This window comes from Sphingomonas arantia (genome assembly GCF_042682045.1).
In the GTDB taxonomy this organism is placed as follows: Bacteria; Pseudomonadota; Alphaproteobacteria; order Sphingomonadales; family Sphingomonadaceae; genus Sphingomonas_R; species Sphingomonas_R arantia.
Genome location: NZ_JBHUGS010000002.1, coordinates 1,097,383 through 1,116,545 on the forward strand (window position 1 = coordinate 1,097,383; position 19,163 = coordinate 1,116,545).

At 67.2% G+C, this 19,163-nt stretch carries 15 protein-coding genes and 1 tRNA gene; 10 read left to right on the plus strand and 6 right to left on the minus strand.

What is annotated here, in order from left to right:
• Position 1: 1 nt before the first annotated feature.
• Positions 2-520, minus strand: coding sequence for a DUF2141 domain-containing protein (locus ACFSGX_RS10855; RefSeq protein ID WP_380929779.1), 519 nt, complete (start codon positions 518-520; stop codon positions 2-4).
• A gap of 119 nt (positions 521-639) precedes the next feature.
• Here ACFSGX_RS10855 and lptF point away from each other — a divergent pair, with 119 nt between their 5' ends.
• The 4 genes from lptF (at position 640) to ACFSGX_RS10875 (ending at position 4,981) form a co-directional block, all read left to right on the plus strand.
• Positions 640-1,857, plus strand: coding sequence for an LPS export ABC transporter permease LptF (gene lptF, locus ACFSGX_RS10860; protein ID WP_380929780.1), 1,218 nt, complete (start codon positions 640-642; stop codon positions 1,855-1,857).
• Entirely contained in the window at positions 1,854-2,945 is a 1,092-nt protein-coding gene (lptG, locus tag ACFSGX_RS10865) for an LPS export ABC transporter permease LptG (protein WP_380929782.1), read from the plus strand. The genes lptF and lptG overlap by 4 nt, the downstream gene beginning before the upstream one ends.
• Before the next feature lie 159 nt (positions 2,946-3,104).
• The gene (locus ACFSGX_RS10870) at positions 3,105-3,812 is read left to right on the plus strand and encodes a sterol desaturase family protein (protein WP_380930037.1); all 708 of its coding nucleotides are present in this window, start codon (positions 3,105-3,107) and stop codon (positions 3,810-3,812) included.
• An 11-nt stretch (positions 3,813-3,823) separates the two neighbouring features.
• Positions 3,824-4,981, plus strand: coding sequence for an N-acetyltransferase (locus ACFSGX_RS10875; protein ID WP_380930038.1), 1,158 nt, complete (start codon positions 3,824-3,826; stop codon positions 4,979-4,981).
• A 33-nt stretch (positions 4,982-5,014) separates the two neighbouring features.
• Here ACFSGX_RS10875 and ACFSGX_RS10880 read toward each other — a convergent pair whose 3' ends face one another.
• The 3 genes from ACFSGX_RS10880 to mutL all read right to left on the minus strand — a co-directional run bounded on the left by ACFSGX_RS10880 (position 5,015) and on the right by mutL (position 9,205).
• Complete coding sequence (locus ACFSGX_RS10880) at positions 5,015-5,776, minus strand: hypothetical protein (RefSeq protein WP_380929784.1); 762 nt, start codon at positions 5,774-5,776, stop codon at positions 5,015-5,017.
• A 985-nt stretch (positions 5,777-6,761) separates the two neighbouring features.
• Positions 6,762-6,953, minus strand: a complete 192-nt coding sequence (locus ACFSGX_RS10885) for a hypothetical protein (protein WP_380929786.1) — start codon at positions 6,951-6,953, stop codon at positions 6,762-6,764.
• Positions 6,954-7,447: 494 nt separating this feature from the next.
• Complete coding sequence (mutL, locus tag ACFSGX_RS10890; RefSeq protein ID WP_380929788.1) at positions 7,448-9,205, minus strand: DNA mismatch repair endonuclease MutL; 1,758 nt, start codon at positions 9,203-9,205, stop codon at positions 7,448-7,450.
• Positions 9,206-9,317: 112 nt separating this feature from the next.
• On the opposite strand from mutL, the gene ACFSGX_RS10895 reads away from it, so the two are divergent.
• The 6 genes from ACFSGX_RS10895 to ACFSGX_RS10920 all read left to right on the plus strand — a co-directional run bounded on the left by ACFSGX_RS10895 (position 9,318) and on the right by ACFSGX_RS10920 (position 15,038).
• Positions 9,318-10,358, plus strand: a complete 1,041-nt coding sequence (locus ACFSGX_RS10895) for a rod shape-determining protein (RefSeq protein WP_380929790.1) — start codon at positions 9,318-9,320, stop codon at positions 10,356-10,358.
• A gap of 14 nt (positions 10,359-10,372) precedes the next feature.
• Complete coding sequence (locus ACFSGX_RS10900) at positions 10,373-11,272, plus strand: rod shape-determining protein MreC (RefSeq protein ID WP_380929792.1); 900 nt, start codon at positions 10,373-10,375, stop codon at positions 11,270-11,272.
• The gene (locus ACFSGX_RS10905) at positions 11,269-11,805 is read left to right on the plus strand and encodes a rod shape-determining protein MreD (RefSeq protein ID WP_380929794.1); all 537 of its coding nucleotides are present in this window, start codon (positions 11,269-11,271) and stop codon (positions 11,803-11,805) included. The genes ACFSGX_RS10900 and ACFSGX_RS10905 overlap by 4 nt, the downstream gene beginning before the upstream one ends.
• Complete coding sequence (gene mrdA / locus ACFSGX_RS10910) at positions 11,802-13,784, plus strand: penicillin-binding protein 2 (RefSeq protein ID WP_380929796.1); 1,983 nt, start codon at positions 11,802-11,804, stop codon at positions 13,782-13,784. The genes ACFSGX_RS10905 and mrdA overlap by 4 nt, the downstream gene beginning before the upstream one ends.
• The gene (gene rodA, locus ACFSGX_RS10915) at positions 13,781-14,884 is read left to right on the plus strand and encodes a rod shape-determining protein RodA (RefSeq protein ID WP_380929798.1); all 1,104 of its coding nucleotides are present in this window, start codon (positions 13,781-13,783) and stop codon (positions 14,882-14,884) included. The genes mrdA and rodA overlap by 4 nt, the downstream gene beginning before the upstream one ends.
• Before the next feature lie 78 nt (positions 14,885-14,962).
• Positions 14,963-15,038, plus strand: a tRNA-Lys gene (locus ACFSGX_RS10920).
• A 138-nt stretch (positions 15,039-15,176) separates the two neighbouring features.
• Here the strand turns inward: ACFSGX_RS10920 and ACFSGX_RS10925 are convergent.
• Both ACFSGX_RS10925 and ACFSGX_RS10930 read right to left on the minus strand, forming a co-directional pair.
• A complete protein-coding gene (locus ACFSGX_RS10925; protein WP_380929799.1) occupies positions 15,177-17,804 on the minus strand; it encodes a cation-translocating P-type ATPase in 2,628 nt (875 codons plus the stop codon).
• Positions 17,801-18,871 carry a L,D-transpeptidase gene (locus ACFSGX_RS10930; protein ID WP_380929800.1) on the minus strand — a complete coding sequence of 357 codons (1,071 nt, stop codon included), beginning with the start codon at positions 18,869-18,871 and terminating at the stop codon, positions 17,801-17,803. The genes ACFSGX_RS10925 and ACFSGX_RS10930 overlap by 4 nt, the downstream gene beginning before the upstream one ends.
• Between the last annotated feature and the right edge of the window lie 292 nt (positions 18,872-19,163).

The following is a 19,163-nucleotide window of genomic DNA, read 5'->3' on the forward strand; positions in this document are numbered from 1 at the left end:
CTTAACGCCCCGAAATCGGGCGGAATGACATGCCCTGCATATAGTTGAGGATGACCGGCACCGTCGTCACGCCGCGCCCGACCGAGATCGCCACCCGCTCGGCGGGCGGCTTCCGCTTGAACACCAGGTCGCCGACCGACACGTGCGGATTGCCCGACATGCCGCCGCCATCGGCGCGGCCGGTCTTGCGGTCCCCGTCCATGTCGTGCCGCACAGAGACGGCGTACTCCCCGGTCCGACCGACCGGAACGCAGACCCGCGCGGGGCCATTCGCCGGCACCGGCACGTCGATCCGATCGATATACGCTCCCTTTTCGAAGAAGCTCTGTCGATCGCCGCCATAACTCTGGACGCGCAACGTCCCGTGACGGTCCTTGAACCCGGTCACCTGCACCAGCATCGCCGGCACGGGCGACGCAGCGCACCCGCCGACATGCGACGCCAGCGGCGCAGCGGCCGCCGGCGCGCCAGACAGCAGGCCAACTGCGACCAACCCGACCAGACCCGACAGTTTCGACATGACCTACGCACTCCCGGAAGCTATAGCCGCGCATCATCGCGGTGGTTCGACGAAGCCTCCTCGTTCACGTCAGATCGGCCGCGTTTGAGGCCAAAACATGGTGATGGGGCGTCGCAATCTTGAAATTCGGAACCCTGACCGATCGCTACATCGCCCGCCTGATCGCCGTTCCGCTGGCCGGAACCCTGGTCGTGGCGGCCATGCTCTTCTTGCTCGACAAGATGCTCAGCCTGTTCGATTTCGTCGCGAGCGAGGGCGGACCGGTGTCGGTCGTCTGGCGGATGCTGGCGAACATGCTGCCCGAATATTTGTCGTTCGCGATCCCGATCGGCCTGACGCTCGGCATCCTGCTGGCGTTCCGGAAACTGGCGATGTCCTCGGAACTCGACGTGCTGCGTGCGGTCGGGCTCGGTTATGGCCGGCTGCTGCGCGTGCCCTACATCTTCGCGATCGCGCTCGCGCTCCTCAACCTGCTGATCCTCGGCTACGTCCAGCCGATGTCGCGCTACGCCTATGAAGGGCTGCGCTACGAACTTCGCTCCGGTGCGCTGGGCGCATCGATCAAGGTCGGCGAATTCACCAAGCTCGGCAAGCGCATGACGATGCGGATCGAGCGCGCGGAGAACAAGGGCCGCGACCTCTACGGCATCTTCGTCGATACGCAGGCGAGCGGCGGGCGCACGCTGGCCGTCACCGCAGAACGCGGCACCTTCCTGGCGACGGACGATCCGAACACGATCATCTTCCGCCTGGCGAACGGCACGCTCGTCCACGACGCCCCCGAATTCCGCTCCCCGCGCGTGCTCAGCTTCGTCGCGCACGATCTGCCGATCGACCTGCCCAAGATGGAGTCGTTCCGCCAGCGCGGCAGCCGCGACCGGGAGCTGACGATTCCGGAACTGTCCCGCCAGTCCAAGCTGGAGCAGACGACCCCCGCTACCCGCAACGCGCTCCGTTCCGAATATCATTTCCGGCTGGTGGAGGTCGCGACGATGCTGCTGCTCCCGCTGCTGGCGCTCGCCCTTGCGGTGCCGCCCAAGCGCTCGTCCTCTGCGCTCGGCGTGTTCGTCGCGATCGTCGTGCTGGTGACGCAGCACAAGATCAACGAATATGGCGCGGCGCTCGGCACGCTCGGTCGGATCGATCCGATCCTGGCGCTCTGGGTTCCGTTCCTCGGCTTCGCGGCGCTGACGATCTGGATGTACCACATGGTCGCGAACGTCCCCGGCGGCGCGCCGATCGCCGTTCTCGAACGCGGCTTCGCGAAGATCGGGGCGAGCTTCCGCAACCTCGGCCGGCGCTGGACCGATCGCCGTAACAAGGACCTGCCGGCATGAACCTGTCCTTCGGCTCGCGCACCATCACGATCTACATGGCGCGGACCTTCCTGGTCCGCAGCCTGGCCGTGCTCGCGGCGCTGGTGATCGTCCTGCTCGCGCTCGACCTGCTGGGCGAGTCGGGCGACATCCTCGCCTACAAGGGCAATGGAAGCCCGGAACTGTGGACCTATGCCTCGCTCCGCACGCCGCAGATCATCTCGCGCTTCCTCCCCTTTGCGGTGCTGCTCGGCACGCTCATCACGCTCGCAACGCTGAACCAGAACAGCGAGATCATCGCGATGAAGGCCGCCAGCGTGTCGGCGCATCAGATTCTCGCCCCGCTGATCATCGCCAGCGTCGCGGTCGCCGCGGTTTCGTTCGCGTTCAACGATCGCATCGTCACGCGCGCCACCGCGACGCTGTCCGCGTGGCAGGCGGTCGAATATGGCCCCATCCCGGCCGACCGCGGCATCGTCACGAACGTCTGGCTGCGCGACGGCGACGACCTCGTCCACGCCGATACCGTTGGCGGGCGCGGCGCGGCCACCGTCCTGCGTGGGGTCACGGTCTATGACCGCGACGGCGGCATCCTGAAATCGATCGTCACCGCCGCCAGCGCCCTTCAGCAAGGCGACGGCTGGGTGCTGCAGGGGGCGCAGCGGTTCGACGTCGCCGCCGGTGTCCGCGCGCCCGCGCCCGGCTACCGCATCGCGCAGGGCGTCACGCCCGACCGCTTCACGCTCGCCGATGTCCACCCCGACGAACGCTCGTTCACCGACCTGAGCGACGCGATCGGCGAACTGTCCGCCGCCGGCCGCCCGACCGGACCGTTGAGGGCCGGGCTGTGGCACAAGATCTCCGGCCCGTTGTCCGCGGTGCTGATGCCGCTGCTCGCCGGCGTCGCCGCCTTCGGTCTTGCGCGGTCCGGGCGGCTGTTCCTGCGCGCGGTGCTCGGCATGGCGCTTGGTTTCGCCTATTTCGTGGCGGATAATTTCGCGCTCGCGATGGGCAATCTCGGCGCCTATCCGCCCAGCCTCGCCGCCTGGGCGCCGTTCGTCCTGTTCCTGTTGATCGGCGAGGCCGTTCTGATCCGGACCGAGGAATAACGCGGCAACGCCCGAAATCCGCCGCATTGCAGAACGATAGACGTCTTCATATCTGAATGGACCGGGCGACGGCCTGCGACGTACCAGCAAGGACTGCCAGTGAAGACGATCGAAACCCCCCGCGCCGGCTTCTGGAGCCAGCGCCACCATCTCGACCGGATGACCCTCCGCGAGCTGGTCGTTGCCTATTTCCAGTACCCCGCGATCATCGCCTATCTGGTGCTGTCTGCCGTCTCGATCGGTGTTTTCGCCTGGCGTCCCGCACCGCTAGTCCCGACGCTGGCCGCGATCCTGTTCGCCGCGATCGTCTACCCGCTCGCGTGGTACGTCCTTCACCGCTTCGTCCTGCACAGCAAGTGGATGTGGAAGTCGAAGGTCCTCGCCCCGACCTGGAAGCGGATCCATTACGATCACCATCAGGATCCGAACCATCTCGAGGTTCTGTTCGGCGCGCTCCACACGACGCTGCCGACCATCGCCATCGCGACCGCCCCGATCGGTTACGCGATCGGCGGTATCGGCGGCGCGGCCGCGGCACTGGCCACCGGCCTGCTGACGACCTGCTTCTACGAATTCTGCCATTGCATCCAGCATCTGGCCTACAAGCCGAAGAACGCCTGGCTCGCCACGATGAAGGCCAAGCACATGGCCCATCATTTCCATGACGAGACCGGCAATTTCGGGATCACCAGCTACTTCTGGGACAAGCTGTTCGGCACGCACTACAACCGCGTGAGCGAGCGAAAGAAGAGCCCGACCGTCTTCAATCTGGGTTATACGCCCGACGTCGCCAAGGACTACCCGTATGTGGGCGAGCTCTCGGGCGGCGTGAAGATGAGCCACCCGGCGACGCGCATCCGGGACTGAGCTTCATGACCATGGTTCCGACCGACGTCCGCATCACAGAGGTCCGGACGCGGTCCGAGTGGGCCGCCTTCATCGACCTGCCCTTCCGGCTCTACGCGAACGACCCCGCGTGGATCCCGCCACTCAAGGTGGAGGTGAAGGCGCTGCTGACCCCCGGCGAAAATCCGTGGTTCGAACATGCGACCGCAGCGTTCCTCATCGCGCGCCGCGGCACGCGCGTCACCGGTCGGATCTCGGCACAGGTCGACAAGCTGGTGCAGGCCATGCCGTCCGAACAGGGCGGCGGCAGCGAGGTCGGCCACTGGGGCATGTTCGAGGCGGAAGACGCCGAGACCGCCGCCGCGCTGATTGCCGCGGCCGAGGACTGGCTCCGTCGCCGCGGCATCCGCCACGCAATGGGTCCGTTCAGCCTCTCCGTTTGGGACGAACCCGGCCTGCTGGTCGACGGGTTCGATCAGTCGCCGACCGTCATGATGGGCCATCACCTGCCCACCTACGAAGGCTATATCACCGCGGCGGGCTATACCGGGGTCAAGGACCTCTATTGCTACGAACTCAGCATCGTCGAGGACATGCCCCCGCTGATCCAGCGGATCGTCGCCTCGGGCGAGCGCAACGCCCGCATCCGCGTCCGCAAGGTCGACAAGACCAAGTTCGCTCAGGAAGCCGCGATCATCCTCGGCATCCTCAACGACGCTTGGTCGGACAACTGGGGCTATGTCCCGCTGACCGACTCCGAAATCGCCTATGCCGGCAAGAAGCTGAAGACCGTCGTGTTCAACGACCTCATCATGATCGCCGAGGTCGAGGGCGAACCGGTCGCGTTCATGATGACGCTGCCCGACCTGAACGAGCTGACCGCCGACCTCAACGGCCGGCTCTTCCCGTTCGGCTTCGCCAAGCTCCTCTGGCGCCTCCGCAAGCCGCAGGTCCGCACCATGCGCGTCCCCCTGATGGGTGTCGTCAAACGGATGCAGGCGACCCGTCTCGCCAGCCAGCTCGCCTTCATGATGATCGAATATATCCGCCGCGCGTCGGTTGCCAACTACGGCGCCACGCGCAGCGAGATCGGCTGGATCCTCGAAGACAATCAGGGCATGCGCTCGATCGCCGACGCGCTGAAGACCCGCATCAACAAGACCTACCGCATCTACGAACGGCATATCTGAGCGGTCGTCAGCGCGGCGGCGCCCCTCGTCGCGCTACAGTTCGTCCATGATATCCCGCAACTCCGCGATCGGCGCGGCGGTCCAGGCGGACGGGCCGGCCGGTTCGGCAACGCGCAACCGACTGACGAACGGCGCCACGAACGCCGCGGGATCGCGATGGAACGCCGGTTCGCGCATCGCCCATTTGGCGGCCAGCGTGCTGCACGGATGCTTGACCGCGCATGACAAATAATCCGAACTGTCCGTGACGACCATGTCCGGCTGCGCAAAGGCGCGCGCGGCTTGGCTATGCTCGAACATCGCCTCGCGCCCGCGGGTCAGGAACGCCGCGCCGCCGACCGCATAGTTGTTGGTATAGACGATGTCGGACAGCGGCCGCAGCGCGAGGATCCCCGCCCCCGGCGCGGTCAGGTCGAAATCCAGCCCGATCCGGATCGATCCCCACCGGTAACCGTCCGCCTGCGGCAGGCGCGCCAGTTCCTCGAACACGTGCGGGGCCAGCCAATCATCGTCGTCATGGAAGATGATGCGGTCCTGTGCCGTGATGGCACCCGCATCGAACGCGTCGTATCGCAGCACCGTCGCGTCATGCACCGCCTCGATGGTAACCAGCGTCAGCGCCTTCAACCTCGCCCGCACCATCCGATAACTCAGCCGGAACGTGGCGTCCCAGATCCGCGCGAAATCGATGACCAGATTCTCGTCCAGCTTGTGCAACCGCAGAAACGGCCGCGTCTCCTCCAGATCGAACGTCGCCCAGTCCGGACTGGCCCGCAAAACAACGTAGTTTGTCATATCAAAATCGTAACCGCGGCCGCCCGAACGGTAAAGCCGCGCGCACTGGTGAGCCGATATGACCGCCTCAGGAACAGCATCTCCACCCCCGCGGTATCGCGCTTCATCAAGCTCAACCTGTAAAACCTACGCTTCCGAACGTCCGGGTTTGGTGGAAAGCGGACGCTCACTCGACGTCGCTGTTCTCCCACACGAGCCGGGCGGTGCGTGGCTCATAGCAATAGGTCGGCTCGCCACCCACGCTATAATCGATGAGCGCGAATTTCACGCAGGACATTGACGGCGTGTCCACTACTTGGACTTGATAAGGTGACATCACCTTTTCGACCGTTCCACCCTGCCTTAACATCCACCTACGAATTGCGTCTCGCACAATGGGGGAGCCTCCGAAACCTTCCGGGGATCGGGATCGCGCGATTACCGCAGCTTCGGCGGCCCGGATGTGATCCACTTCGGGGGCATGCGGTTTTGGTAGCCCGAAAGCGTATCCGGCGGCCGCAGACGCCAACGCTATCGCGATCGATCCAACAGCACGGGTCGTGACAGGTCGCTGCGTCATGGCCTGGATAGTGCCAGCAAATCTGAATGACTGCTACTGGGCGTTAGCTGTCATGAGCCTCCTATGCCCCGGAATGGCGCATTGTGGTGGTTAGCGGACGTTCACGGACGATAAAACGTGCTACCCTTATTAGGCGCTAAGAGAAGCTGGTGTACGCGGATACGCCAAGCGTCTTCGATCGACATGATCGGCATGTCACTGTTCCAAATCGAAGCGGACACGCCGACGGTGAACTCCTGCTCAAGGCGGCGAAGTACCTTCTCAGCAGCTTCCGCTTGCGTGGCTGCGTAAGCGTGACGGGTTGTATAAAACCCCTTCATCCCCGCCGGGAGATGTGGGTCGCGACCATGTACCATGAACCGAAAGAAGGGCATCAATGCCGAGTAGGCCCTGAGGTGAGTGACTGCAATTGGGCGTGAGCAGCCGTCAGGTCGGAACGGGCTCGCCGTCTATGTCCAGCTCGTAATCGCTGCCCTCGACCCAAAAGCGGATCATCCCGGCATGATACTCTGCATAGGACGTGTCTTCTTGATCGACGTGCGGAGTGTAGTGGATGGCGAACCTAGCGCCGGCCGAGATCGGCTCGACCGCCCCCCACGGTTCGACCATCAATTCCATGGCCCGATCCGTTTCGTTTGAGAAGCGCACTGTGACCATGAACGTGTTCTAAGCCTTGATCGAACGTCTGCAAGTGGTCGTTTCCGGACATACGCCGGTCGCACGAACTGTCCGGGTCTGTGGGAAGCGGGCATTCGACCCTTAATTCCCGCCAGTAAACGCAAGCAGAAAAGGGAGGATCGCGAATCCTATTAGAATCGATGGGATCAACGTAATTAGCGGCTTGCGAAACATATTCCCCGCCCAACCTCCAGCCATAAGCAACACCACGGACACTAGCGGATAGACGATGTAATAATCGATATGCCCAGAGTTTGGAGCTGTTTCATAACCCTGCGAGTATGCCTGACCGATGACGTCGCGACCCAGCAGAACGACAGCGAACTATAGGGCTGCAATTGCCCCAACGACGATGTTTGCTGAACGCATTCAATGAACCTATCTGCTGCGTCCACGTCCGCAATTAGGCGTTAGCGGACATTCGCCCTCGCCCCTCATTTGCGCCCGAACAGTTTCTCCAGATCGGCCGACTGCAGTTTCACCCACGTCGGCCGCCCATGGTTGCATTGCCCGCTGTGCGGCGTGACCTCCATCTCGCGGAGCAGGGCGTTCATTTCGGCAACCGACAGGATCCGCCCGGCGCGGACCGATCCGTGGCACGCCATCGTCGCGGCGATCAGGTCCAGCCGCGCCTGCAGCGACAGCGCGCTGTCGAACGCCGCCAGGTCGTCCGCCAGGTCCGTCACCAGCCCACGCACGTCCCCCGCCCCCAGCAGCGCCGGCGTCGCGCGGACCAGCACGGCGCGCGGGCCGAACCGTTCCAGCTCCACCCCGAACGCCACCAGCTCGGCCGCGCGCTCCTCCAGCCGGTCGCACGCCGTCTCGTCCAGCTCGACCACCTCGGGCAGCAGCAGCGCCTGCCGCGCGACGCCGCCGTCCGCCATCGCGGCACGCATCCGCTCCAGCACGAGCCGCTCGTGCGCGGCATGCTGATCGACCAGCACCAGCCCGTCCACCGCCTCGGCCACGATATAGGTCGCCGCCACCTGCCCCCGCGCGATCCCCAGCGGATGTTCGGTCGGCTCCGGCGGCGGCGCGGCCGCATATTCCGCACGCCCCGCCGGTTCGGGGCGATAGTCGGGCCGCGCATCCCACACCGATCCCTGCCGCGGCGCGGACGACACCGCCGACGACGGCGCCCAGGCCGGCTGCAACGGTTCCGCATGCCAGCTACCCAGCGCCGCCGCGGACGGCCGCTGCACGCTGCGATGCCCCGCGGCGTCGAGCGCGGCGCGCAGCCCGCCCACGATCAGCCCGCGGACCAGCCCCGCATCGCGGAACCGTACTTCGGTCTTGGCCGGATGCACGTTCACGTCGACCTCATCGCCCGGCAGGTCGATGAACAGCGCCAGCACCGGATGTCGGTCGCGCGCCAGCAGGTCCTGATACGCCGCGCGCACCGCCCCCACCAGCACGCGGTCGCGCACCGGGCGGCCGTTCACGAACAGATATTGATGGTCCGCCACCCCGCGATGGAACGTCGGCAGCCCGGCCACCCCGCCCAGCGTCACATTGCCGCGGACATGATCCACCGCCACGCTGTTCGACAGCAGCTCCCGATCGGTCAGCGCCGCGACCCGCGCCGCGCGGCTGTCCTGCGGCGTCACGGCCAGTGTCCGCCGCCCGTCATGGTCCAGCGTGAAGCCGATGTCCGGCCGCGCCATCGCCAGCCGTTTCACCACATCGACGCACGCGCCATATTCGGATCGGACGGACCGCAGAAACTTCCGCCGCGCCGGCACCCGCGCGAACAGATCCTCCACGCGGATTCGCGTCCCCGGCGGCATCGCGACCGGCGCATCGGTCGCGACCACGCCGTTATCGACGATCCGCGCCCAGCCATCGCCGGTTCGCGTCCGACTTTCGATCGTCATCCGCGCAACGCTGGCGATCGACGGCAACGCCTCACCCCGAAAGCCGAGCGTCTGGACGTCCTCGATCGCCTCGTCCGGCAGCTTCGACGTGGCATGACGTTCGAGCGCCAGCGCGATATCGGCACGGTCCATCCCCTGCCCGTCATCGGCCACGTCGATCCGCGATATCCCGCCTTCGACAAGGGATATGACGATCCGCGTCGCCCCCGCGTCGATCGCGTTTTCCACCAGTTCCTTCAGCGCGGCGGACGGCCGTTCGACCACCTCGCCGGCCGCGATGCGATTCACCAGATGCTCGGGCAGGCGACGTATTGACATGCCCCGTCCCGTAGCCCAATCGCCGGGCATCCGCGAGCCGTCGATCATATGAAGCCATTCCTTGATCGGCGGATGGGGCACGCGATCCTATTCGGACCAGATGGGCGGGCAGATGATTTTTTCGCGATTGTTCAAGATGATGTCGCACGACATGGCGATCGATTTGGGGACCGCCAACACGGTCGTCTATCTGCGTGGCCGGGGAATCGTCCTGAACGAACCCTCGGTCGTGGCGATCGAGACGATCAACGGCGTGAAGAAGGTGCGCGCGGTCGGTGACGACGCCAAGATGATGATGGGCAAGACACCCGACAGCATCGAGGCGATCCGCCCGATGCGCGACGGCGTGATCGCCGACATCGACGTGGCCGAACAGATGATCAAGCACTTCATCGAAAAGGTGCACGGCAAGAGCCGCTTCCCGCGCTGGCCGGAAATCGTCATCTGCGTACCGTCGGGGTCCACGAAGGTGGAACGCCGCGCGATCCGCGATGCCGCGTCCAATGCCGGTGCGTCGCAGGTCTGGCTGATCGAGGAGCCGATGGCCGCCGCGATCGGCGCAGATATGCCCGTCACCGAACCGATCGGTTCGATGGTGGTCGACATCGGCGGCGGCACGACGGAGGTCGCGGTGCTGTCGCTGCGCGGTCTCGCCTACACCACGTCGGTCCGGGTCGGCGGCGACAAGATGGACGAGGCGATCGCTTCCTACGTCCGGCGCAACCACAACCTGCTGATCGGCGAGGCCACGGCCGAACGGATCAAAAAGGAAGTCGGCTGCGCGCGGATGCCCGCCGACGGCAAGGGCACGACGATCCACATCAAGGGTCGCGACCTCGTCAACGGCGTGCCGAAGGAGATCACGATCACCCAGGCGCAGATCGCCGAGGCGCTGACCGAACCGGTCGCCGCCATCGTCGAGGGCGTCCGCATCGCGCTGGAGAACACCGCACCCGAACTGGCGGCCGACATCGTCGACCAGGGTATCGTGCTCACCGGTGGCGGTGCGCTGCTCCAGGGGATCGACGACGTCCTGCGCGAGGAGACGGGCCTGCCCGTCACGGTGGCGGAGGATCCGCTCACCTGCGTTGCGCTCGGCACCGGTCGAGCGCTGGAAGACCCGGTCTTCCGGGGCGTTCTGCTCACCGCTTGAGGTAGGAAGCCCGGATGGCGCCGCCCAAGCACCGGCGCCCCGGCTTCTCCCGCCGGGCGCAATATGGTCTGTTCGCCGGCTATGTGATCGCGACGATCGGCGTCGTGATCGCGCTGGCGGCGATCGCGGCGTGGCGGCTCGATCCGACCGGCTTCGCGCTGGTCCGCGGCGCGGCGCTCGATGCGACCGCGCCGTTCACCGCGGCTGGCGCATCCGTCTCGCGCGGGCTGTCCGGCATGGGGGCCGAGGTCGGCGCCTACTGGAACGCCGGCGCGCGCAACCGACAGATGGCGCAGGAGGTGGCCGCGATGCGATCCGCCCTCGTTCAGGCCCGCGCCGCACGGTTCGAGAATGCCCGGCTGAAACGCCTGCTCAAACTGGCGGACCGCACGCCGGAGACGATCGTCACCACCCGCATCATCGGCAGCACCGCGTCGGGCACCCGCCGCCTCGCCACCATCGCGGCCGGGTCGAGCGACGGCGTCCGTCCGGGCCAGCCCGTGCGCAGCGGCGAAGGGCTGGTCGGCCGCATATTCGAAACCGGCCGCGGCGCCGCCCGTCTGCTGATGCTCACCGACACCGGCAGCACGGTGCCCGTCCGGCTCGCGCGCAACGGCCTGCCCGCGCTCGTCACCGGCAACGGCGACGGCCGGCTCCGCGTCCGCCCGCTGATCGCCGGGGAAAACCCGTTCCGGCGCGGGGACCTGCTGCTCACCTCCGGCACCGGCGGTCTCTATCCGCCCAACGTGCCCGTCGCGGTCATCACCGGCGCGGACGCGCTGACGCCGCTTGCGCGCCCGCTCGCCGATCCGGACCGCACCGATTTCGTGCTGGTCCAGGCGATCTACGCGCCCGAGGCCGCCGCCCCGCCCCCCGGCCTGCCGACCACCGCCGGTACCGCGGGGGCGCCGTGATCGGGCGGCAGCCGGCGGGATCGGCGCATCGCGGGGCGCTGATCGATGGTCAGGCGCCGAAGGTCTCGCGCTTCGCCCGCGCGGTGCCGCCGATCTCGACCGTGCTGGCGTCGCTGCTCGGCGTCCTGCCGATCGTGACCGACGCGCCGACGATCCCGCCGTTCGGCCTGCTCACCGTGCTCGGCTGGCGGCTGCTCCGCCCCGAACTGTGGCGCGCCTGGATGGCGCTGCCGCTCGGCCTGGCGGACGATCTGCTGACCGGTCAGGTGCCGGGCACCGCGATGGCGACCTGGACGGTCATCTTCCTGATCCTCGACATCGTCGACGAACGCTTCCTGTTCCGTGACTATATGCTCGACTGGGCGATTGCCGCGGTCGCGATCTGCCTGGCGATCACCGCCGGCCTGCTGTCGTCGGGCCAGCATATCGCCCAGCTTCCGCTCTTCATGCCGCAGATGGCGCTCGCCATCCTCTGCTTCCCGCTCGTCGAACGGATCTGCGCGCGTGTCGACCGCTGGCGGTTGCAGCGATGAGGTGGCGCCGGACGCAGCAGCGGACCCCTACCACCGAACATGCGCAGGCGCTGTCCTTCACGCGCCGCGCGCTCGTGCTGGGCGGGGTGCAGGGCGGCATCATGGCGATGCTGGCGGTCCGGATGGGCTGGCTGTCGATCGCCGAGAACGAGCATTACCGGCTGCTGTCCGAAAGCAACCGCGTCCAGCTTCAGCTCATCCCCCCGCGCCGCGGCTGGATCGTCGACCGCAACGGCCGGCCGATGGCGATCAACCGCACCGATTTCCGCGTCGACCTGATCCCCGACCAGCTCCGCGACCGCGACCGCGTGCTGGCCGCGCTGCAACGCATGCTCGGCCTGACCCCGGACGACATGCAGCGGATCACCGAGGAGCTGGAGGACTCACCCGGCTTCCGCCCGGTCCCGGTCGCCGAGAACCTGCCCTACGAAAAATTCGCCGCCGTCTCCGTCCGGCTGCCCGACATGGCGGGCGTCGCGCCGGCACAGGGCTATTCGCGCTACTATCCGGACGGCGCGGCCATCGCGCACCTGATCGGCTATGTCGGCGCCGCCTCCGCCAAGGATTATGAGCGCGACCGCAATCCGTTGCTCATCACGCCGGGGTTCAAGATCGGCAAGGAGGGCCTCGAACGCTCGATGGAGCCGCTGCTCCGCGGGCTGCCTGGCGCCAAGCGCAACGAGGTGACCGCACGCGGCAAGCTGGTTCGCGAACTCACCACCCGGCCCGACACCAACGGTCGCACGCTGAAACTGACCATCGACGCGGGGTTGCAGGCCTATGCCGCACGCCGGCTGGGCAACGAGTCCGGCGCGGTCGTGGTCGTCGACACCCACACCGGCGACCTGCTGACCATGACGTCGATGCCGGCCTATGATCCCAACAGCTTCACCGACGGCATCAGCCATGCCGAATGGGACATGCTGTCGCAGGACGATCACTTGCCGCTCCTGAACAAGACACTCCAGGGCCTCTACCCGCCCGGCTCCACCGTGAAGCCGATCGCGGCGCTGGCGTTGCAGGAGGCCGGCGTCTCGCCCGCCGAACGGGTCTTCTGCTCGGGCAGCTACCGGCTCGGCAACGGCACCTTCCACTGCCACAAGCGCGGCGGCCATGGTCCGCTCGATATGTACGGCGCCATCGCGCAGAGCTGCGACGTCTATTTCTTCACCATGGGCCGGCGGATCGGGATCGACCGGATCGCCACGATGGCGCGCAAGCTCGGCCTCGGCAGCGAATATCCGTTGCCGTTCAAGTCGCAAAGCTACGGCACGGTGCCCGACACCGCGTGGAAGCTGAAGAAATACGACAAGGACTGGACGGTCGCCGACACGCTCAACGCCACGATCGGTCAGGGCTATATGCTCGCCAACCCGTTGCAGCTGGCGATGATGGTCGCGCGTATCGCCAGCGGCCGCGCGCTCATGCCCGCGCTCACGCCAGGTGCGAGGCGAGGGGCCGCTCCGCTCCAGATCGATCCCGAACATCTCGCGGTGGTGCGCCAGGCGATGAGCAACGTCATCAACCATGGCGGCACCGCGGGGCGCAGCAAGCTGCCGATCCCCGGCATCGAAATGGCGGGCAAGACCGGCACCGCGCAGGTCCGCCGCATCACGAAGGCGGATCGTGCCCGCGGCGGCAAGTTCGGCGGCGCCGGCACCGACTGGAAATATCGCGACCACGGCCTGTTCGTCGCCTTCGCGCCCGTCGCCGCCCCGCGCTATGCGGTCGCGGTCGTGCTGGAACACGGCATCTCGGGCAGCGGCGCCGCAGGCCCCGTCGCACGCGACGTCATGACCTACATCTACGACAAGCCCAGGGCGGAGAAGATCCTGGCGGTGCTGGAGGAAGGCTGGGGCGGCGATATCGCCACCCGTGCCGCGACGCACGCCGCCGAATGGCGCGCCGCCCGTGCCGCGAAGGAGGCACCGCCCTCCACCCCCGCCCCGCCCCCTCCTCCACCGGGTCCCGTCGAATGAACCGCGACAGCGTCGTCCCCGCCCCGCTCGCCGACCTGCCGTGGCGGGTCATCCTGCTCGTCGTCGGGATCGCCGGCTTCGGTCTCGTCGTGCTCTATTCCGCGGCGGGCGGCTCGCTGCGGCCCTGGGCACAGTCGCAGGGGATCAAGCTCGTCCTGTTCCTCGGCCTATCGCTCGTCGTGTCGCGTGTGCGGGAGGAACAGCTGAAGGCCGCCGCCTTCCCGATCTACGTCGTCCTCGTCACATTGCTGTTCGCCGTGGAGATCTTCGGTTTCGTCCGCGGCGGCAGCCAGCGCTGGCTCGACCTCGGCCTGATCCGCCTGCAACCCTCCGAACTGATGAAACCCGCCATCGTGCTCGCGGTCGCGCGGTTCTACGATCTGCTCCCCTCGGGCGAGATCCGCCGGCTGAACGCGCTCTGGCCGACCGCGCTGATCATCGGCGTCCCGTTCGTCCTCGTCATGCTGCAACCCGATCTCGGCACCGCGACGATGATCCTGGCGGGCGGCGTCACCGTCGCATTCCTCGCCGGCATCCCGATCCGGCTGTTCGTCGGGGCCGGCGTCGCCCTGACCTGCGCGCTCCCCGTCGTGTTCGCCTCGATGCACGATTATCAGCGAAACCGCGTGCTGATCTTCCTCAACCCCGAAAGCGACCCGCTCGGCACCGGCTATCACATCAGCCAGTCGAAGATCGCGATCGGTTCGGGCGGCATCTTCGGCAAGGGGTTCCTCGCGGGCACACAGAGCCATCTCGACTATCTGCCCGAGGGCCACACCGATTTCGTGTTCGCCACCATGGCGGAGGAATGGGGCCTGGTCGGCGGCTGCCTGCTGATGCTCGGTTTCTTCCTGGTCGTGCGCTGGGGCCTCAACGTCGGCCTGCGCGGCCGCACGCGCTTTGCCCGGCTGTCCGCCGCGGGGCTGGCGACGACGATCTTCTTCTACGTCGCGATCAATCTCATGATGGTCATGGGCCTCGCCCCCGTCGTTGGCATCCCGCTCCCGCTCGTGTCGTTCGGCGGCTCCGCGATGATGACGGTAATGCTCTGTTTCGGCATGCTGATGGCGCTCGATCGCGCACAAAGGCGATCGCGCTGATTAACCGCTTGCAGGGACACCGACCCTTTGCTAATCGGCACCCCGCAGCAAGGACGACCCCCGGGTCGCCGCCGCTCCGGACGCATAGCTCAGTTGGTAGAGCAGCTGACTCTTAATCAGCGGGTCCTTGGTTCGAGCCCAAGTGCGTCCACCATTTATTCGTAATTCCAATTAGATCACACGGTGTCATCCAGACACCGTGCGTTCTATTGTTCGGACGACGTACCGACGCAAAACTGTCCTCAGAGTTCACCGTCAGCCTATCGCTCTTGGGGACGCACCGTCCGCGCGATCAGCCGGGACGGGCAAGCCGCTGCCATCGCGCCACGATCTGCTTGGTCACTTCGGTCACGACGATCGTCGTGACGGTCGCACCGAGGCAAAACCACAACGTGTCGGCGACGACCGGCGACGTGCCGAGGATCTTGCCCAGCGGCGGCCAGAACATCGCGACCAGCTGCAACCCGACCGCCACGCCGATGCCCAGCAGCAACCAGGGATTGGACATGATCGGCTCGCGGAAGATCGACCGCCGCTCGCTCCGCATGCACAGCACATAGACGTTCTGAAACAGCACGGTCATCAGCAGCACCGCGTTCTGGATCTCGTCCAGCGGATGCCCGTCGCGGCGCAGCGAATAGACGAGGAACAGCGCGAACCCCGTCATTACTAGAGCCGGCGGGATCATCAGCGCGATCGCGCTGCGGTCCAGGATCGGTTCGTCCGGCCGGCGCGGCGGCTGGCGCAGCTCGTCGCCCTCGCCGCGGCCGAAGCCCAGCATCACGTCCTGCGCCCCGTTGGTGACCAGGTTCAGCCACAACAGCTGCACCGCGGTCAGCGGCATCGGCAGGCCCAGCGCCACCGCGCCGATGAACATGCCGATCTCCGCCATGCCGGTCGCCAGCAGGATGATGACGATCCGCCGGACATTGGCATAGGTCACGCGGCCTTCCTCGACCCCCGCCACGATCGACGCGAAATTATCGTCCGCCAGCACAAGGTCGGCCGCCCCGCGCGCGACGTCGGTCCCGGCGACGCCCATCGCGACGCCGATATGCGCGGCCTGCAACGCCGGCGCGTCGTTCACCCCGTCGCCGGTCACCGCGACCAGTTCGCCGCTCGCCGCCAGGATCTGCACGATCTCCAGCTTCTGCACCGGCTCGATCCGCGCGAACACACGGCCGGCCAGCACCAGCTTGGCCAGCGCCTCCGGCCGGTCGGTCAGCGCCGTCATCTGCGTCCCCGTCACCACCTGATCCGCCTGCGCGTCCAGCCCCAGGCCACGCGCGATCGTCAGCGCGGTGCCCGGATGGTCGCCCGTCACCATCCGCACGCCGATCCCGGCCTCCGCGCACTGCGCGATCGCGGCGGGCACTTCGGGACGGACCGGATCGATCAGCCCGATCCAGCCCAGGAAGGTCAGCCCACGCGGCGCCTGCGCATCGACCGTCTTCAACCCGTCGGACGCCGCGACGGCGATGATCCGGTATCCGTCCTCCGCCATCGCATTGGCCTGCGCGATGATCGCCGCATCGACCGGCAGGCTCATCGGCCGGACCACTTCGGGCGCACCCTTGGCGAACACCCGCACGCCCCGCGCTTCGTCGATCGCGACGGTCGAGAATTTCCGCGCCGGCTCGTAGGGCAGCGCCGCAACGCGCACGACCGCATGCAGCGCCGCCAGATCCGCGCCGCCCTCCGCCGCGAAACCCAGCAGCGCGACGTCGACCGTATCGCCGACCGGCACGCCGTCGGGACCGATCGCCGCTTCGTTGCACAACGCCGCGGCATGGCGGATCGCGGACAACGCATCGCCGTGCGCGGCCCAGTCAACGCGGTCCAGCACCGTCCCGTCGGCCAGCAGCACCCGCTCGACCGACAGGATGTTGCGGGTCAGCGTCCCCGTCTTGTCGCTCGCGATGATCGTGCAGGCGCCCAGCCCTTCCACCGCGGGCAGCGACCGGACGATGACCTTGCGCGCCGCCATCCGCCGCGTCCCCGCGGCCAGCGCGACGGTCACCGCGATCGACAACCCCTCGGGGATCGCCGACACCGCCAGTGCCACCGCCAGCAGCAGGATCTCGTCCCCCGGCCGCCCCTGCACCATCAGGATCAGCGCGAACGGCACGATCAGCGCGATCGTCGCGATGCTGATCTGCCGCGCCAGCCGGTCGAGCCGCCGGACCAGCGGCGGCGGCGTGGCCGCGGTGCCGCGCAACGACGCATCGATCGCGCCCAGCGCGGTGTCGCCCCCGGTCGCCACCACGATGCCGACCGCGCGGCCCTGCTCCACCATCGTACCGGCCAGCACCATCGTCGTCCGGTCGCCGGGGGTCGCGCCTTCCTCGACGGTCGCGGTTTCGTCCTTCTCGACCGCGACGGACTCCCCGCTGAACGTCGATTGGTCGACACGCAACGCGGCGCTCGACGACAGCCGCATGTCGGCGGGAACCGCCATGCCGCTTTCCAGCATCACGACGTCGCCCACCACGATGTCGCGCGCATCGACCACGGACACCGCCCCGCCGCGCCGCACGGTCGCACTATGGCCGATCATGTCGCGCAACGCCGCCAGGCTGCCCGCCGCCTTGCCCTCCTGAAACGTGCCGATCAGCGCGTTGACGATCAGCACGACGCCGATGAACCCCGCATCGGTCCGGTGGCCCAGGCTCAGCGACACCGCCGCCGCGGCGATCAGCAGGTAGATCAGCGGACTGTTGAATTGCCGCAGGAACAGCAGGAACAACGATGGCACGGGCGGCGGCGCCAGTTCGTTCGGTCCGTCCCGCACCAGCCGCGCGGCGGCCTCCTTCGGCCGCAACCCGGCGTCGCCGGTCTCCAGCCGCGCGGCGACGTCACGGCTCGGCATCGCATGCCACGCCACCGTCGCGGCCGGGTCGATCGTCAGGTCGGCGATCATCGTGCGTCGGTTTCGATAATCGTCACCGGCGTGCCCGTGCCCGCACTCGCCAGCGTCTCACGCGTCACCAACAACGTGGCGCCCGGCGTCAGCACGGTCGCCAGCGCCGCGCGGAACCCCTCCGGCAAGCGGCCCTTCGCGCGGTCCGCGGCACTCAGCTCCCCGGTCCGCGTCTCACCAGGCAACGGCAGGCGCAGCCAATGCTCGCCGTCTGCGTCCACCGCCTGCAACGTGAAGGCCGCGGTCCGATCGACCGGCGTATCGAGCACGATCGCGCTCGATCCGATCTCGATCCCGTTGCGCAACACGACCACCCGGCTGTCGCGCCCGCTGACCACGATCGACACCGGCCCCGTCGGCGACAGCGCCGGGTTCCAGGCGAACGCTCCGTCAGACCGCGGTGCCGCGACGCCGCGCTTCAACATGCCGGGCGTCGGCACCACCACCGGCACCAGCGCGTCCTGTGTGATGACCACCGTGATCCCCATCCGCGTGATCCCGAACAGCGCCTTGGCGAACGCCAGCGGCATCCGGATGCAGCCATGCGACGCGGGATAGCCCGGCAGGTTGCCCGCATGCATCGCGATCCCGCCCCAGGTCAGCCGCTGCATGAACGGCATCGCGGCGTCCTTGTAGAGGTTGGACACATGGTCCGCGTCCTTTTGCAGCACCGTGAAGACGCCGGTCGGCGTGGCGAACCCCTCCGTGCCGGTCGACACCGTCGAAACGCCGATCGCCACGCCGTTGCGATATGCATAGGCCTTCTGCGTCTTCAGGCTGACGATGATCGTGACCGGCCCGGCGGGCGCGATCTCCGGTGCCCAGAGAAACTCGCCGGGCTTCAGCTGCTCGATCCGGCCATCGGCGGCGGCGACCGGCAGGGTCTGCGCGGCCGTCACGCCCGGAAACGCCGTCGCCATCAGCAACGACAGGGCAATCCCGCGGGTCGCGCGGCCCCAATCGCGGGCCGGGGCGGCGTTCATATGATCGATCGTCATGGCTGTTCGTGTCCGGTCCTGCCGGTCGGGCTGCGTCAGCCCGACGGTCGGGAAAAAGAGGTCGGACAAGGGCGTAACGGATGGGCCGCCCCGCTATCAGTATCGGGAACTACGCAGGCGTTCGCCGCCGCCCCGAACGCGATCCGCCCGGCACGCCTGTCCTGCGCCCCGGGCACGCGGGTTGGTTAATCGCGCGAACACCAAAATCACTGATCCAAATCAAAGACACGACCGCCCATCTGGCACAACAAACGATTACGGATCGGTTTTTACTTATATCATTCGCAAATCAAATCGCAGCATAGTGTTTGAAAATCGGGTTTGGCATGTATCGCTCGAAAACCATGGCCACTCGCACCTC

Excerpts from the sequence above, each read along its gene's own strand:
- ACFSGX_RS10855 (WP_380929779.1), bottom strand. The coding sequence starts at position 520 with ATGTCGAAACTGTCGGGTCTGGTCGGGTTGGTCGCAGTTGGCCTGCTG.
- lptG (WP_380929782.1), top strand. The coding sequence starts at position 1,854 with ATGAACCTGTCCTTCGGCTCGCGCACCATCACGATCTACATGGCGCGG.
- ACFSGX_RS10870 (WP_380930037.1), top strand. The coding sequence starts at position 3,105 with ATGACCCTCCGCGAGCTGGTCGTTGCCTATTTCCAGTACCCCGCGATC.
- ACFSGX_RS10875 (WP_380930038.1), top strand. The coding sequence starts at position 3,824 with ATGGTTCCGACCGACGTCCGCATCACAGAGGTCCGGACGCGGTCCGAG.
- ACFSGX_RS10880 (WP_380929784.1), bottom strand. The coding sequence starts at position 5,776 with ATGACAAACTACGTTGTTTTGCGGGCCAGTCCGGACTGGGCGACGTTC.
- ACFSGX_RS10885 (WP_380929786.1), bottom strand. The coding sequence starts at position 6,953 with ATGGAATTGATGGTCGAACCGTGGGGGGCGGTCGAGCCGATCTCGGCC.
- mutL (WP_380929788.1), bottom strand. The coding sequence starts at position 9,205 with ATGTCAATACGTCGCCTGCCCGAGCATCTGGTGAATCGCATCGCGGCC.
- ACFSGX_RS10895 (WP_380929790.1), top strand. The coding sequence starts at position 9,318 with ATGATTTTTTCGCGATTGTTCAAGATGATGTCGCACGACATGGCGATC.
- ACFSGX_RS10900 (WP_380929792.1), top strand. The coding sequence starts at position 10,373 with ATGGCGCCGCCCAAGCACCGGCGCCCCGGCTTCTCCCGCCGGGCGCAA.
- mrdA (WP_380929796.1), top strand. The coding sequence starts at position 11,802 with ATGAGGTGGCGCCGGACGCAGCAGCGGACCCCTACCACCGAACATGCG.
- rodA (WP_380929798.1), top strand. The coding sequence starts at position 13,781 with ATGAACCGCGACAGCGTCGTCCCCGCCCCGCTCGCCGACCTGCCGTGG.
- ACFSGX_RS10925 (WP_380929799.1), bottom strand. The coding sequence starts at position 17,804 with ATGATCGCCGACCTGACGATCGACCCGGCCGCGACGGTGGCGTGGCAT.